16 protein-coding genes are annotated in these 15,793 nt (G+C 44.6%); all 16 read left to right on the top strand.

What is annotated here, in order from left to right; all coding sequences use genetic code 11:
- The first annotated feature begins 169 nt into the window (after positions 1-169).
- Positions 170-508 (top strand): nucleotide pyrophosphohydrolase, encoded by a 339-nt coding sequence (locus ACSVDE_RS08015; protein ID WP_439300397.1) that lies wholly within the window; start codon positions 170-172, stop codon positions 506-508.
- Positions 505-1,311, top strand: coding sequence for a 4-hydroxy-tetrahydrodipicolinate reductase (dapB, locus tag ACSVDE_RS08010; protein ID WP_439300396.1), 807 nt, complete (start codon positions 505-507; stop codon positions 1,309-1,311). Before ACSVDE_RS08015 ends, dapB begins: the two co-directional genes overlap by 4 nt.
- A 10-nt stretch (positions 1,312-1,321) precedes the next feature.
- Positions 1,322-1,732, top strand: a complete 411-nt coding sequence (gene mgsA / locus ACSVDE_RS08005) for a methylglyoxal synthase (protein WP_439300395.1) — start codon at positions 1,322-1,324, stop codon at positions 1,730-1,732.
- Between the two features lie 2 nt (positions 1,733-1,734).
- Positions 1,735-2,445, top strand: coding sequence for a bacillithiol biosynthesis deacetylase BshB1 (gene bshB1, locus ACSVDE_RS08000; RefSeq protein ID WP_439300394.1), 711 nt, complete (start codon positions 1,735-1,737; stop codon positions 2,443-2,445).
- On the top strand, positions 2,442-3,587 hold the full coding sequence (gene bshA, locus ACSVDE_RS07995) for an N-acetyl-alpha-D-glucosaminyl L-malate synthase BshA (RefSeq protein WP_439300393.1): 1,146 nt from the start codon (positions 2,442-2,444) through the stop codon (positions 3,585-3,587). Before bshB1 ends, bshA begins: the two co-directional genes overlap by 4 nt.
- A gap of 11 nt (positions 3,588-3,598) precedes the next feature.
- On the top strand, positions 3,599-4,789 hold the full coding sequence (locus tag ACSVDE_RS07990) for a CCA tRNA nucleotidyltransferase (RefSeq protein ID WP_439300392.1): 1,191 nt from the start codon (positions 3,599-3,601) through the stop codon (positions 4,787-4,789).
- On the top strand, positions 4,762-5,745 hold the full coding sequence (locus ACSVDE_RS07985; RefSeq protein ID WP_439300391.1) for a biotin--[acetyl-CoA-carboxylase] ligase: 984 nt from the start codon (positions 4,762-4,764) through the stop codon (positions 5,743-5,745). Before ACSVDE_RS07990 ends, ACSVDE_RS07985 begins: the two co-directional genes overlap by 28 nt.
- Positions 5,746-5,988: 243 nt before the next feature.
- Entirely contained in the window at positions 5,989-6,825 is an 837-nt protein-coding gene (panB, locus tag ACSVDE_RS07980) for a 3-methyl-2-oxobutanoate hydroxymethyltransferase (protein ID WP_439300390.1), read from the top strand.
- Positions 6,822-7,670 (top strand): pantoate--beta-alanine ligase, encoded by an 849-nt coding sequence (panC, locus tag ACSVDE_RS07975; RefSeq protein ID WP_439300389.1) that lies wholly within the window; start codon positions 6,822-6,824, stop codon positions 7,668-7,670. The genes panB and panC overlap by 4 nt, the downstream gene beginning before the upstream one ends.
- 16 nt (positions 7,671-7,686) lie before the next feature.
- Positions 7,687-8,070 carry an aspartate 1-decarboxylase gene (gene panD / locus ACSVDE_RS07970; protein WP_439300388.1) on the top strand — a complete coding sequence of 128 codons (384 nt, stop codon included), beginning with the start codon at positions 7,687-7,689 and terminating at the stop codon, positions 8,068-8,070.
- A 172-nt stretch (positions 8,071-8,242) separates the two neighbouring features.
- Positions 8,243-11,041 (top strand): ATP-dependent DNA helicase DinG, encoded by a 2,799-nt coding sequence (dinG, locus tag ACSVDE_RS07965; RefSeq protein WP_439300387.1) that lies wholly within the window; start codon positions 8,243-8,245, stop codon positions 11,039-11,041.
- 60 nt (positions 11,042-11,101) lie between these two features.
- Positions 11,102-12,013 carry a ComEC/Rec2 family competence protein gene (locus ACSVDE_RS07960; protein WP_439300386.1) on the top strand — a complete coding sequence of 304 codons (912 nt, stop codon included), beginning with the start codon at positions 11,102-11,104 and terminating at the stop codon, positions 12,011-12,013.
- 214 nt (positions 12,014-12,227) lie between these two features.
- Entirely contained in the window at positions 12,228-12,398 is a 171-nt protein-coding gene (locus ACSVDE_RS07955; RefSeq protein ID WP_226549355.1) for a YpmA family protein, read from the top strand.
- An 8-nt stretch (positions 12,399-12,406) separates the two neighbouring features.
- Positions 12,407-12,904, top strand: coding sequence for a hypothetical protein (locus ACSVDE_RS07950; protein ID WP_439300385.1), 498 nt, complete (start codon positions 12,407-12,409; stop codon positions 12,902-12,904).
- Positions 12,905-12,938: 34 nt separating this feature from the next.
- A complete protein-coding gene (locus tag ACSVDE_RS07945; protein ID WP_439300384.1) occupies positions 12,939-14,123 on the top strand; it encodes a pyridoxal phosphate-dependent aminotransferase in 1,185 nt (394 codons plus the stop codon).
- A 103-nt stretch (positions 14,124-14,226) separates the two neighbouring features.
- Entirely contained in the window at positions 14,227-15,519 is a 1,293-nt protein-coding gene (gene asnS / locus ACSVDE_RS07940) for an asparagine--tRNA ligase (RefSeq protein WP_439300383.1), read from the top strand.
- The last annotated feature ends 274 nt before the right edge of the window (positions 15,520-15,793 follow it).

The raw sequence follows: 15,793 nt of genomic DNA, 5'->3' as shown, positions 1-15,793 counted from the left end.
CGGACAGCCTCCTTTTAACGTATTCTGTTGATTGAGTGACGGTTCGGTCATACTAACGAATAAGTAGAAATCATACATCACTACCTAACCAATCTATCCATGTCTTTATTATTTGTCAAACCGTTTTGATTTAGCTAACATGAAGTAGAGTATGAAATGAGGTGGAACGATGAACGAACGTACGATGAAAGAGATGCAAGATGCAGTAGATGAATATATCGGACAATTCAAGGAAGGATATTTCAGTCCACTAGCCATGCTTGCGAGGATGACAGAAGAGTTAGGCGAACTATCCAGAGAAGTGAACCATCGTTATGGGGAAAAGCCGAAAAAATCCAGTGAAGATGAACAGTCGATTGAAGAAGAATTAGGAGATCTATTGTTCGTCGTGATCTGTTTTGCGAATTCATTACATATTGATTTAGACGAAGCGTTACGCATCGTGATGGATAAATTCAACACAAGAGATAAAGATCGTTGGACACGTATAGAGGAGGAAACAGAATGAGTGAACGAACCATCCGTATCGTCATAGCTGGTCCGAGAGGAAAAATGGGCAAGGAAGCTGTGAAGATGGTCACCGATACAGAGCACTTTCAGCTGAAAGCAGTCGTGGATACTAAAAACGCAGGAAAGATGCTAAAAGATCTTGAAGATCAGCCAAACCTGGAGATTCCTGTTTTTGATGATCTACGAACGTGTCTTTCAGAAACCGAAACGGATGTTATCATTGACCTGACCAAACCGGATTCCGGTAAAAAGCATCTGGAAATCGCACTTGAGTATGGTGTTCGGCCAGTCGTCGGAACAACAGGTTTTACAGATGAGGAAATCGCACGATTCAGTGAAACAGCAGAAGAGAAAGGCATCGGCGTTGTCATCGCGCCGAATTTTGCTATCGGAGCGATTTTGATGATGAAGTTTTCTCAAATGGCAGCCAAGTACATGCCAGACGTCGAGATCATCGAACAGCATCATGACCAAAAGCTGGATGCACCTTCTGGTACAGCGATGAAAACGGCTCAAATGATCAAAGAGGTCCGTGAACCGAAACAACAAGGTCATCCTGAAGAAACAGAAGATCTCAAGGGTGCAAGAGGTGGGGATGTTGATGGCATCCGGATCCACAGTGTACGTCTTCCGGGACGTGTTGCACACCAGGAAGTTCTGTTAGGTACGACAGGACAAACGTTATCCATCCGCCATGATACGATCGATCGAAGTGCGTTCATGCCAGGTGTGAAAATGTCTGTTGAGACGATCATGAAATTGGACGTATTGGTTTATGGATTGGAAAATCTAATGGAGTAGGGGTAGACAGATGAATATAGCATTGATTGCACACGATAAGAAGAAGCAGGATATCATTAATTTTACAGTCGCATATGCACCTGTTCTGAAAAAACATAAGCTGTTTGCTACCGGGACGACGGGAACGAAAATTTCGGATGCAACAGGCCTTGAAGTGCACAGGTTCCAATCCGGTCCGCTCGGTGGGGATCAACAAATCGGAGCAATGATCGCTGAAAACAAGATGGATTTGGTCATCTTTTTCAAAGACCCGCTAACGGCACAGCCACATGAACCGGATATCGCAGCGCTTATCCGACTTTGTGATGTTTATCAGATCCCTCTTGCCTCCAACATTGCAAGTGCAGAAATTTTTGTCCACGCGTTAGAGCGCGGTGATTTCGACTGGCGTAAAGTGATCCGGGATAGAGAGGAAGGTTAGGTATGAACGATGAACTTGATCTTCTTGCCTTCGGTGCACATCCTGATGATGTTGAAATCGGTATGGCAGGTACACTGATCAAACATGCAGATAGAGGCTTCAAGACAGGAGTCTGTGATTTGACGCTAGCAGAACTGTCTTCCAATGGCAATGTGGAACTTCGTCAGCAGGAAGCGAGACAAGCGAGTGAAACACTCGGTCTGAGTGAAAGGATCAACCTTCACTTGCCAGACCGCGGATTATCGATTACGGATTCCCATATTAGAAAAATTGCGGCAGTCATAAGAAAATACAAACCAAAGGCGGTTTTCGTTCCTTATCCGAAAGACCGTCACCCGGATCACGGAAACTGCACAAGATTGGTTGAGGAAGCCCTCTTTTCGGCCGGAATCCGAAAATTCACGGTGGAGGGAGATTTACCTGCACACCGAATCGAAAAGGTTTATTATTACTACATCAACGGTTATGACCATCCTTCTTTTACAGTTGATATATCAGCAGTCCAAGAGAGGAAGATGGATAGCTTGAAAGCTTATAAGAGTCAATTTACAGCAAGTGAAGACGGTGTAGAGACCCCGCTCAATAACGGTTACCTTGAAACGGTTGAAGCGCGTGACACGATGTTTGGAAAAGAAGCAGGTGTACGTTATGCTGAAGGGTTCTATACTAAACGTCCGATCTTGATGGATCATTTGTTAGGAGAGTCAACATGAAAAAACTGAAAATCGGTATCACATGTTATCCGACAGTCGGTGGATCTGGCGTCGTCGCCACGGAACTTGGAAAAATGCTAGCGAAGGAAGGGCATGAAATCCATTTCATCACATCAAGCGTCCCTTTTCGCCTCGAAAAGTTCTATTCGAACATCCACTTCCATGAAGTCGAAGTGAATCAATATTCCGTTTTCCGTTATCCTCCTTACGATTTGACGCTCGCGAGTAAAATGGCGGAAATCGCAGAACGGGAAGAACTGGATCTGTTGCACGTCCATTATGCTGTCCCTCATGCCATCTGTGCCTATTTAGCGAAGCAGATGGTCGGAGATCACTTGAAGATCGTGACTACTCTGCACGGGACGGACATTACAGTGCTCGGTTATGATCCGAGCCTGAGCGAATTGATTAAATTCGGAATTGAACAGTCAGACTCCGTGACAGCGGTCTCAAACAGTTTGATCGAGCAAACACAGGTCCTGTTGGGCACGGATAAAGAAATCGAGTGTGTATATAACTTCATTGATGAAAAAGTGTACCACCGGACCACTTCTACTGATTTGCGCAAAGAATATGGGATTGGTCCAGATGAAAAAGTGATCATCCACGTTTCCAACTTCCGAGGCGTGAAAAGAGTTCCGGACGTCGTCAATACCTTTCATAGAGTCAATAAGAAAGTTCCTTCCAAACTATTGCTGGTAGGAGATGGCCCAGAGCTTACGGTCGCTTGTCGTCTGACGAAGGAGCTTGGTATAGAAGACGATGTCCATTTCTTAGGGAAGCAGGACAATATTGCAGAATTGTTCTCTATCAGTGATTTGAAGTTGCTCTTATCTGAAAAAGAAAGCTTCGGTCTCGTTCTACTAGAAGCGATGGCATGTGGCGTTCCGGTCATCGGTACGAACATAGGAGGTATTCCAGAAGTCATTGAAGACGGGAAAACCGGTTATGTTTGTAAAGTGGGAGATCTGGATGTCATCACTGAAAAATCCCTTGAGATCCTGCAAAACGACGAACTCCATGAGCAAATGTCAAAGAATGCAATAGAGCATGTCCATACGCAGTTCCACTCACGTAAAATCGTAGAGCAATATATGGATGTTTATGCGAAGACACTCGGTATCAAATCAGTCGAAGTTTAGGAGAGCGGATCATGTCTTTCAGTAAAGCGGAAAAAATCATCGAGCAATTGAAAAACAATGGATATGACGCTTATATCGTAGGTGGTGTCGTCCGGGACCTTCTGTTGAAGAAGAAGCTTGGAGATATTGACATCGCCACTTCCGCTTTACCAGAGGACGTCCAACGGATCTTCGAAAAGACGATTCCGGTCGGCATAGAACACGGTACCGTCATCGTCAGGATGGATGGAGAATCCTATGAAGTGACGACGTTCCGAAAAGAAGGCGAGTATGAAGACTATCGACATCCATCAGAGGTTGAATTCCATGATTCAATCGAATTAGATCTGTCAAGACGTGATTTCACCATTAATGCAATGGCTCTCAGGCAGGATGAGACCGTTTTTGATCCTTTCGGTGGTCAATTAGACTTGGAAAAGAAGCTGATCCGTGCCGTCGGAAATCCACATGAACGTTTCCGCGAAGACCCATTACGGATGATGCGGGCATTGCGCTTCCTCTCAGCACTCGGGTTCAGGTTGGAAAGTGAAACGTATACTGCACTCAAAATGAATGCAGTACTGCTGGACAAGATTTCAGTTGAACGAATACGGGATGAATTCGAAAAGTTACTAGCAGGGGCCCATTGTGAAGAAGCTCTTCAATTCATCAAGGAGGCAAACCTCGATCGGTATTTACCAAATGGTCCATATAAGTTTGAAGTGAATCCCGCTTTTTCCAAATGGGAGAAATTGACCTCTGATGAAGAGAGATGGGCTGGATTCCTCTTGAGGCTGGGTATATCGGAACCGTTCGATTGGCTTCATGCTTGGAAACCTTCCAATCAGAAACGCAAGCAAGTTTCTCATCTTGTAGAATTATATAGAAACGATCCCGATTTCAAAAATCCAATGACCCTCTACCGCAATGGATTGGATCGTTTGAAATCGGTTATGAGATTACAACAGTTTTTTGGATATCAGGTGTCTACGACTCCTCAAGAGATGAATGCAATCTTTGTACAGCTTCCGATCCAGGAGCGATCGGAGTTGGCGATCGATGGGAATGACCTCCAAGCCCTGGTAAATCAGCCGCCTGGACCATGGATTGAGGAACTTTTGGAAAATATCGAGTGTCGTGTCGTATCGGGAACATTGAAAAATGACCCCGGGGAAATTAAGGAGTGGATTACACAATGCAATCAAGCACAAGAGAACGGTTGATCAGTCTTCTTTCGGAATCGGATGACCATATGTCCGGACAAAAGCTCAGCGAAATCATCGGATGTTCACGAACAGCGATATGGAAGCATATCGAAGAGCTGAGAAAGGAAGGGTATGTCGTGGAGGCGGTACAGAAAAAAGGATACCGCATCATCGATCGACCGAATAACCTTCATCCGGGTGAAATCAAACATCATATGGAGACAGAAAAAATCGGACAAGTCATCCATTATGAGCCATCGGTGACATCGACTCAGGAAATCGCCCATAAATTCGCCTTGAATGATGCAGAAGAAGGAACCATCGTCATCGCTGACGAACAAACGTTAGGAAAAGGACGATTAGGTCGTTCATGGCACTCACCGAAAGGAAACGGCATCTGGATGAGCATCATCTTACGACCGAACATTCCACCCCAAAGGGCACCTCAGCTCACATTACTGGCTGCTGTCAGTGTCGTCCAGGGGATCAAGGAAGTGACCGATTTGGATGCCCAGATCAAATGGCCGAATGATATTTTGATTGAAGGGAAAAAAGTGGTCGGGATCCTGACAGAGCTTCAAGCGGAAGCAGATCGTGTCAATTCCGTCATCATCGGGATCGGCATCAACGTAAACACACCAGAAGAGGTTTTTCCAGAAGAAATCAAGAAAATCGCAACCTCATTGAAAGTCCAAAGCGGGAAAGAGATTGAACGAGCCCATCTCGTCCGTGCCATCATGGAAAAGATGGAAAAGCTCTATCATCTATACCTTGAGCACGGGTTTGCCCCGATCAAGCTATTATGGGAAGGTTCTGCAGCAAGTCTTGGAAGGCGGGTAAAAGTCCGTACGATCACTGGAGAGCTGTATGGCAAAGCGAAGGGTATTACAGAAGAGGGTGTCCTTCTCGTTGAAGATGATGAGGGTGAAGTCCATCGGGTATACTCTGCAGATATAGAACTTCCCCAAAACTGATAAATATTTGATATAATGGTCATGTAGGCGGTATCGCTCAGGCGAACTGCACTTTGATTAAACATGTTCATACAAAGTACGTTAAGTAATATGTTCTGCCTTGATCCGAACATTGGACATGGACAGAGGGATGAAAGTTTGTAAGCGTTTTATCTCCTTCTTTCTGTATGTCTGAAAGAAGGTTTTTTATTTGCACGATTTTCCACTTTCATCTTCCTCTGATAATAAAAAAGGAGGAGAAGTATGAAACAGACGGTTGATTTTAAAAAAATGAAGGAGAATGGCGAATCCGTTGTCATGCTCACCAGTTATGATTATCCTTCCGCTAAGATTGCTGAGGAAGCAGGGGTCGATATGATTCTTGTCGGTGATTCACTTGGCATGGTCGTACTCGGTTATGAATCGACGATCCCCGTTACGATGGCAGATATGATCCATCACACGAAAGCGGTCAAAAGAGGTGCAAGGAACACGTTTGTGGTCACGGATATGCCTTTCATGAGCTATCATGCCTCCATTCAGGATGCAATGATCAATGGGGCGAAGTTGATGCAAGAAGCTTCAGCTGATGCCGTGAAAGTCGAGGGAGCAGGAGAGGTTCTTACTGTCATCGAACGTTTGACACAAGCAGGTGTTCCTGTTGTCGGGCATCTAGGCTTGACACCGCAATCGGTTGCTGTTCTTGGTGGATATAAAGTCCAAGGGAAAGATGCAGCAGATGCACAGAAATTGATACAGGATGCAAAAGCGGTAGAAGAAGCGGGAGCCTTCGCTCTCGTCCTCGAATGTGTGCCGAGACAACTTGCTGAAACGATCAGTGCAGAACTGACCATACCGACAATCGGGATTGGTGCTGGACCTGGTACAGATGGTCAGGTGCTCGTTTATCATGACTTGGTCGGCTATGGGTCCCATAGAATTCCGAAATTCGTCAAACAATATACGAATGTCTCCGGACAGATAGAGGATGCGATCCGTTCATATGTTGATGAGGTAAGATCGCATAAATTTCCTGAAGAGAAACATAGTTTCACGATGAAAGAAGAACAGCTTGCTTCATTGTACGGAGGGAAAGTATGAAGGTGATCCGCCACATCTACGAGATGCAACACTTCATCAAGGAGCGGAAACGACGAGGCGATACCATCGGATTCGTTCCAACGATGGGCTTTTTGCATGAAGGTCATGTTTCCTTGATCGAGAAGGCACGGGAAGAATGCGACACTGTCGTGACCAGTATCTTCGTGAATCCTCTCCAATTCGGTCCGAATGAGGATTTCGACCGTTACCCAAGAGACTTTGAACGTGATGAAAGACTCGCGAGGGAGCGCGGCACGGACGTTTTGTTCTATCCTTCAGTGGAAGATATGTACCCTGATGGTGCAGGCGTCCAGATGAAAGTCACAGAACGTACGAACGTATTATGCGGTGAAAAAAGACCCGGTCACTTCGATGGTGTCGTAACCGTTTTGACGAAGCTGTTCCACATCATACAGGCTGATCGAGCCTATTTCGGATTGAAGGACGCCCAACAAGTCGCTGTCGTCAATGATTTGATCGACTCGTACTTCTTCCCGGTAGAATTGGTCGCATGCCCGACCGTTCGTGAAGAAGATGGACTTGCGAAAAGCTCCAGGAATGTCTATTTGAAGGACCACGAACGTTTTGAGGCTCCAAAGCTTTATCAGCAACTGCTCAGAGCCAAAGAGCAGGTACAGACAGGAAAAGCACTTAAAGATGTCCGTCAAGAAATGATTTCTGTATTGGAGGATATTCCATACGGAGAGACGGACTATGTTGAAATCCTATCATACCCTCAATTACAGACGGTGGAGACGTTCGACCGTAAGTTGATCATCGCACTGGCCTATCGTTTCGAAAACGCACGATTGATCGATAATATCATAATAGAAGAAAAGCTTTGAAAGGGGAAAGACAACCATGTTTCGCACGATGATGAAAGGGAAGATCCATAGAGCAAGAGTGACAGAAGCGAATTTGAATTATGTAGGGAGCATCACAATCGACGAGGATATTCTGGATGAAGTCGATATGCTTCCGAACGAGAAAGTACAGATTGTCAACAACAATAACGGTGCACGATTTGAAACATACATCATACCGGGTGAACGAGGAAGTGGGACCATTTGTTTGAATGGAGCAGCCGCTCGACTCGTACAAGAAGGAGACGTCGTCATCATCCTCAACTACACGATGATGACAGAAGAAGAAGCACGGAAGCATCAACCTACCGTAGCCATCATGGATGAACATAATCGTATTATAGAAAAGATCACAGCTGAACCTGCTTCGACTGTGCTTTAATACTTGGAATCGGCCCGATCTGCGGGCCGATTTTTTTATGAGATCAAGGTGGTTTCTCAGACGAGATGGACACTCTTCATTGCACAAATAGTACGGGAAGCGTAGAATAAAGTGAGAGGTTTGGAAAGCTTGGCCGGATTGCCAGCTTTTCTTTTTTTGAGGTGAACGAACAATGAACAACCGTTATGTTGTATTAGACCTGGAAACGACGGGACATTCCCCTAAAAATAAAGATCGGATCATACAAATCGGCTTAGTCGTCGTAGAAAAGGATACCATTGTCGAGCGGTTCTCGACATATGTCAATCCTGCGATGGCCATTCCGACATTCATCACGTCTCTGACCGGGATCGACCAGGCGATGGTTGAAGACGCTCCTATGTTCGAAGATGTTGCGCCACGTCTTCTCCAGCTATTGGATGGGGCTTGTTTGGTTGCACACAATATCAAGTTCGACCTCGGATTTTTGAATGCGGAATTGGAAAAGGCCGGGTATTTCGAATGGAGAGGCATGATTCTCGATACCGTAGAGCTTTCAAGGATCATGATGCCAAACCTAGACTCCTATAAGCTTACACAGCTGTCAGAAGCACTCTCATTGGCTCACGAGAACCCACACCAGGCGGATAGTGATGCAGAGGCAACGGGCTTTTTGCTCATTGAATTGTTGAAGCGGTTGAGCGGTCTTCCATTATTGACGATGCAGAGACTACTTCCTCTCGTCAAAGGGATGCACAGCGATATTGCAGACCTAGTACAGGCAGAAATCGATCGGAAAATGATTCAATTGGAAGAAGAGGAGCCTGCGCTGGAAACCTATCGGCAGCTCGTTTTACGTAAATTGCTTGAGACTGAGCAAGATGAGGATCCTATCGACGAGAATCTTACTCATCAACAAATCGAGGAACAGCTTGAAAAGACTTTGCCCAATTATGAAAAGCGGACAGGTCAAGTGGAAATGATGGATGTAGTCGAACAGTCGCTGACCAATGGACAACATGCTTTGATTGAGGCTGGAACAGGGATCGGTAAGTCTCTAGGTTATCTGATTCCAGGCTTGTTGAACGCAAAAAAGACAGGAAGACCTCTGGTAGTCAGTACACATACGATTCAGCTGCAAGAACAGCTGCTGGACAGGGATATTCCATTGCTGCAGAAGATGGTGCCGTTTGATTTCAAGGCGACTGTCTTGAAAGGACGAAACCACTATTTGTGTTTAAGGAAGTTCGAGCAGCAACTCGATCAGATTTATGACAACAATTATGACGTTCTTCTCGCAAAAGCACAGTTGCTCGTATGGTTGACGACGACAGACGAAGGAGACATCGAAGAGCTGAATCTTCCGTCTGGTGGTCAGTTGTTCTGGCATCAAGTGAAAAGTGATGCCAATTCATGTCTGAACCACAAATGCCCCTGGTTTTCACGGTGCTTTTACCATCGTTCGAAAAGGGAAGCCTATGACGCCGACATCATCATTACGAACCATGCATTGCTTTTTACGGACCTGGTCAACGATCACTCGTTGATTCCTGCTTACCAGGAAGCGGTCATCGATGAGGCGCATCATCTGGATGATGTAGCGAGCGACCATTTCGGATTGCAGACGGACTATTTCGCTTTTCACCGGTTGCTTGATCGGATTGGTACTTCTGAGGACTTGACTGTCAATCTGTGGTTGAAGCTAGAAGACGTCTTGAAATCAGTTGATGTCGACTTCGAAAAGTCAGACCTTCTATCTAGAATGCGGGATTTGAAGTTTGAAATCGATCAATTATTCAGCATGATCAAAACCTATGTACTTTCCAAAGGGCAGAGAAAGTCTGAAATCGGGAAGATCAACTTCCGTTTTTCCATCGATCAAGTCGATCCGACCTGGTATGCTGAATTGAAGGAAATCTTCGCAAGGTGTCAATTGCAAATCAATGATCTGATCCGGGATCTGCGCGATCTTCTCAAAAAAGCGCAAAAGCAGGAAGATCACTTGAATGTAGCTCAAAAAGGCATCCTTGTGGATTATACGGGTCTGTTGAACCGTTTGGATGAAGAACGGAACACACTCGCTCACATGCTGTTATCGTCCAATGAAGAAGAGGTCTGTTGGATTGAAACCGATTATGGTGGTGCGAAGAACGCAGTCTCCATCTTCAATCAACCCATTGATATATCAGATCGTCTGTCGGAAGATTTCTTTGGGAAGAAAAGAAGTGTGGTCCTCACATCCGCTACATTGACGATTCGGAATCGTTTCACTTTCGTGCGTAAGCGTCTCGGAATGGAAGAAGATACATTGACGGTCCAATTGCAGTCCCCATTCGATTATCAAAATCAGTCCAAAATCATGATTCCGACCGATTTGCCGATGATCAAGGACGTTTCAACGGATGATTATGCATCGACCATAGCTGCATCGATTTACCGGATTGCACATGTCACTGATGGAAGGATGCTCGTCCTGTTTACAAGCTATGACATGTTGAAGAAGACGTATCATGCGTTCAAAGAATACGCAGAACCAGAGGACTTTTCATTGATCGGACAAGGAATCGATAGTGGAAGCCGGGCTCGATTGACTAAGAATTTCAAACAATTGAATCGAGCAGTGTTATTCGGAACGAGCAGTTTTTGGGAAGGCGTCGATATCCCTGGTAATGATTTATCGTGCCTAATCATCGTACGACTTCCATTCAATCCACCGGACAACCCAGTCATGGAAGCGCGCAGCGAAAGGTTGAAGAAACAAGGAAAAAGTCCTTTCATGGAATTATCGCTTCCGCAAGCGATCATCCGTTTCAAACAAGGATTCGGGCGACTTGTACGCTCATCCTCCGACCATGGTGCAGTATTTGTATTCGATCGTCGTATCGTAACGACTAAATATGGGAATTTATTCATCAATTCTCTACCAGCAGTCCCTGTTCGACAAGGAACGATGGATCAACTGCTGGATGACCTGAATGACTTTCTCGATTAAGAATCATCGGACCGCATACACTAGGATTAAAGCACACCGTATTCTGCGGAGGGATCCATTGTGTATGCGAAACCATTGATTTTGTTCAGTCTGTTTCTGCTCATGCTGGTGTTGAGCATCATTCCGGTCAAGGATGAACCGGTTCTTTTTATGATGAATGAAACGAAAGGTAACGCCATCAAAGAGCTGAATTTGAACCTTGATTCGAAAGATGTAGCCATCTCTTTTCTTGAATTGAAAAGCGGTGAGTCCACACTCCTTCAGGATAGCACTGGGAAGAGTGGGCTCATCAACACGGGTAGTGGGCAATCAAAATCCCAATTCAAACAACAGATGAAAATCTTCAAAGTCCAACAGATTGACACGTTAGTCCTGACGAACATCGGGAAACAATTTACAGGAAATCTCGACTGGTTGCTGGAACAGAAAAAAGTCAAAACGATCGTGATTGCAGAAGACATCCGAGAGGAATTGGCTGCCAATCATGATTTGACAGACGTAGAAATCAAATCGCTCAAAAAAGGCGACCGGTTCACCATGCTGGATAAAATTCAACTGGAAGTCGCCTATATCGAGTCCAGACCTGAATACAATGTTGGCGGTCTGGCACTTGTCATGAACTATGGAGAGCATCGCTTCCTGTACATGGGGGTTTCCAATAAGGATGCAGACATGGCCATCGTGAAAAATGGACCTCTCGACATCTCCTTATTGAAGGTAGGTGGGTTCGGGCATTACTTCGGTACGAACAAAGCTCTGTTGAAACATACGAATCCACAAGTCGCCATCATTTTTAAAAGGGAAGGCTACACAGCAAGTGATGAGGTATTGAACCGTTTGGATGACCAGTGGGTAGAAGTGTTGAAGCCCTCTGAGGAAGGCATTGTGATGGTAAAATGTAATGAACATACGTACGAAATCACCCAGGTTCCATTGACGACGCCTGAAATGGCTTTCGATGATGAGAATTAAGTATTGAAAAACCAGGTGATTTCATTGAAAATATACACGTAGGACGAATATGAAAAAAGGAGGATGACGGTCGTCATCCTCTAAAAAAGGTGTAGGGAAGGAAGAATATATGGCAGCCGTTTGAGGGGCTGCTTGTTGCTTCGATATCTATATTCTGTCCTGATCGAACCCACTTATTAGTGGAAACAGGAACAACTAATGGGGTGTACTGGTAATGGAGAGTAAAATTGAGATTTTATCAACAGTCAAGGTGCAATCTTCCCCTGACTTATATAAGATTGTGGATGCATTGAACCGTACGCTGAAACATCAGGACTTGATGTTCGGACTTGCCCTTGATAAGGAAGATCAAGAAAAAATGGTATTCACGATCTATCGTACATAGGTGATGAAATGAAAAAGATAATTTATGGCGCAGGAACGTTTTTCCTCGGAACCATTATCATCGGAGCATCTTATTATTATTATGTGTGGAATGAACATGGTGACGAGCAAAATGGAAGTATCGCATTCGCAAAAGAAAAATATGAATTGACGGAAGTCGAGAATACAGAACATTATTACGGATCATACGGCGCATTTGATGTCATCGAATCCAAGGTGGATGGGAAGACCCGATACATTTTTGTCCCTCTTGATAAAGAAGGCGAAACCAGGATGCTCGATGCAGATGACGGTTGGAGCAAACAGCAAGTGAAACAATATATCGAGCAGGAACTGAATCCTGATCAGATTGTATCAATCCGATTGGGTCTAGAGAAATTCAAGGAATCCTCTTCGTTTACACCGGTGTGGGAAATCGTCTACAAAAAAGATGGAAATGCTTATACATTCCATTATATCCGGTTCGAGGACGGTACATTTTTTAAAGCTTATAAAATGAAGCAATAAACCAAAAATCATTATTACTTGTGGAGGTTGAAATATGAAATTAGCGAAGCGTGTAAAAGCATTGACACCATCCAGTACGTTAGCGATCACGGCAAAAGCGAATGCCTTGAAAGCAGAAGGCCATGATGTCATCGGTCTAGGAGCAGGTGAGCCGGACTTCAACACTCCTGCACATATCATTGAAAAGGCAGAGGAAGCGATGCGCGAAGGGTTGACGAAATATACGCCTGCCGGAGGGCTCGGTGAGCTGAAGAAGAGTATCATCAATAAGATGAAAAAAGATCATCAACTTGAATATGATCCGAGTGAAGTGATTGTAACAACAGGTGCGAAACATGCCCTATACAACCTTTTTCAAGCTTTGTTGGATGAAGGGGATGAAGTCATTATACCGACTCCATACTGGGTGAGCTATCCTGAGCAAGTGAAACTTGCCGAAGGGACGCCAGTCCATATTGAAGGTAAAGAACAGAATGGATTCAAAATCACTCCGGATCAGTTGAAAGAGGCGATCAATGAAAACACGAAAGCCTTAGTGATCAATTCGCCCTCTAACCCTACAGGTGCGATCTATTCTGCTGATGAACTGAGACAGATCGGTGAGATTTGTGTGCAACACGATCTTGTCATCGTTTCGGATGAGATTTATGAGAAGCTTACGTACTTTGGTGAGCAACATACGTCCATTGCTGAACTCTCAGATGAGCTGAAGGCTCGTACGATCATCATCAACGGTGTTTCGAAATCCCATTCAATGACAGGATGGAGAATCGGTTATGCTGTAGGGGACAGGGACATCATCAAAGCGATGACGAACCTTGCGAGTCACAGCACTTCCAATCCGACTTCTATTTCACAATATGCAGCGATTGCAGCATATGACGGGCCACAAGAACCTGTAGAAGAGATGAAGCGTGCTTTTGAAGACCGTTTGAATAAAGTGTATGAAAAATTGATTCAAATCCCTGGATTCAAGTGTGAAAAGCCGAAAGGTGCGTTCTACTTGTTCCCGAATGTAACGGAAGCTGTCGAGATGACCGGTTTCGAATCTGTAGACAAATGGGTTGAGGCACTACTTGAATATGAAAAAGTGGCACTGGTTCCAGGAAGCGGATTCGGTTCTCCTGACAATGTACGTCTATCCTACGCAACATCCATGGATGTGTTGGATGAAGCGTTGGACCGCATCCGTAGCTTTATGGAGAAACATCAAAAATAAGAGCCGGTTGTTTAACGGCTCTTGTTTATGTACAATATAAAAAGCTAAATTAACAATGAAGAATCAAAAATGTTGATACATAACATTGGGTGGAGGGAATAGTGTGAAGACCACAGTAACGTTATTAAAAAACCATATTGATGAAGAAGTCACCCTTGGTGCATGGCTTGCCAATAAACGATCCAGCGGAAAAATCGCTTTCTTACAGCTTCGCGATGGGACAGGCTTTGTGCAAGGTGTCGTCGTGAAGAGTGAAGTGGATGAGTCGGTTTGGAACCTGGCAAAATCGATTACACAAGAATCCAGTTTATATGTAACTGGAACTGTACAAAAAGACGATCGTTCTCCAACAGGTGTAGAACTTGTCGTTTCCAACATCGAAGTGATTCATGAATCGGTCGATTATCCGATCACTCCAAAAGAACATGGTACAGAGTTCTTGATGGACAACCGCCATCTTTGGCTACGTTCCAAGAAACAGCATGCCATCATGCGAATCCGTAACGAAATCATCCGCGCAACTTATGAGTTTTATAATAAAGAAGGATTCGTCAAAATCGACCCGCCGATTTTGACAGGAAGCTCAGCGGAAGGTACGACAACCTTGTTCCACACGAAATATTTTGATGAAGATGCTTATCTTTCTCAAAGTGGACAACTCTATATGGAAGCAGCTGCAATGGCATTCGGACGTGTATTCTCTTTCGGACCGACATTCCGTGCTGAGAAATCGAAAACACGCCGTCATCTGATCGAGTTTTGGATGATCGAGCCTGAAATGGCGTTTGTGGAACATGAAGAAAGCCTCGAAATCCAAGAACAATATGTGTCTTACTTAGCACAATCCGTCCTTGAGAATTGTAAAATCGAGCTTCAAACACTCGGTCGTGATATCTCGATGCTAGAGAAAATCAAAGCACCATTCCCGCGTATTTCATACGATGATGCCATCAACCTTTTGAAAGAAAAAGGATTTGATGATATCGAATGGGGCGAGGATTTCGGTGCACCTCATGAAACGGCGATTGCTGAAAGCTTTGACAAGCCAGTGTTCATTACGAATTATCCGAAAGATATCAAAGCCTTCTATATGAAGCCGCATCCTGAGCGTGAAGATGTCGTTCTTTGTGCAGACTTGATTGCGCCTGAAGGTTTTGGTGAAATCATCGGTGGAAGTCAACGGATCGATGACCTCGAGCTGATGCGTAAACGTTACGAGGAACATGACCTTTCTGCTGAAGCGTATGAGTGGTACTTGCAATTGCGTCAATATGGTAGTGTACCTCACTCTGGTTTCGGTCTAGGTCTTGAGCGTACGGTGGCATGGTTATCCGGCATCGAGCACATCCGTGAGTCAATTCCATTCCCACGTCTGTTGAACCGCCTTTACCCTTAAGCAACGTACGAACGTCATTGTGATGATGAAGAAATGCCTCCTTTTGGGGGCTTTTCTTTTTTAACTAGGCTTACTGCGGAAACCGAGCATCCTTAAGCGGAAATCAAAGAATTTTTAAAGAAAACTTGGCGAGACCAAGCCTTTTGTAGGTCGAGCCTTAGTTACCCTTATACTGAAGAAAGTATTTAATACTTTCTTTAAGTGCAAGAGCAACAAAGTTTGCTATGACAGCTTATTTTAAGGTGCTTATTTTCATTCATGTTTGCCACTTATG

Origin of the sequence: Pseudalkalibacillus sp. Hm43, from assembly GCF_051842935.1 — a bacterium.
Lineage (GTDB): Bacteria > Bacillota > Bacilli > Bacillales > Fictibacillaceae > Pseudalkalibacillus.
The sequence above is the reverse complement of the archived record's forward strand: the minus strand, read 5'-3'. Positions and strand labels throughout refer to the sequence as shown.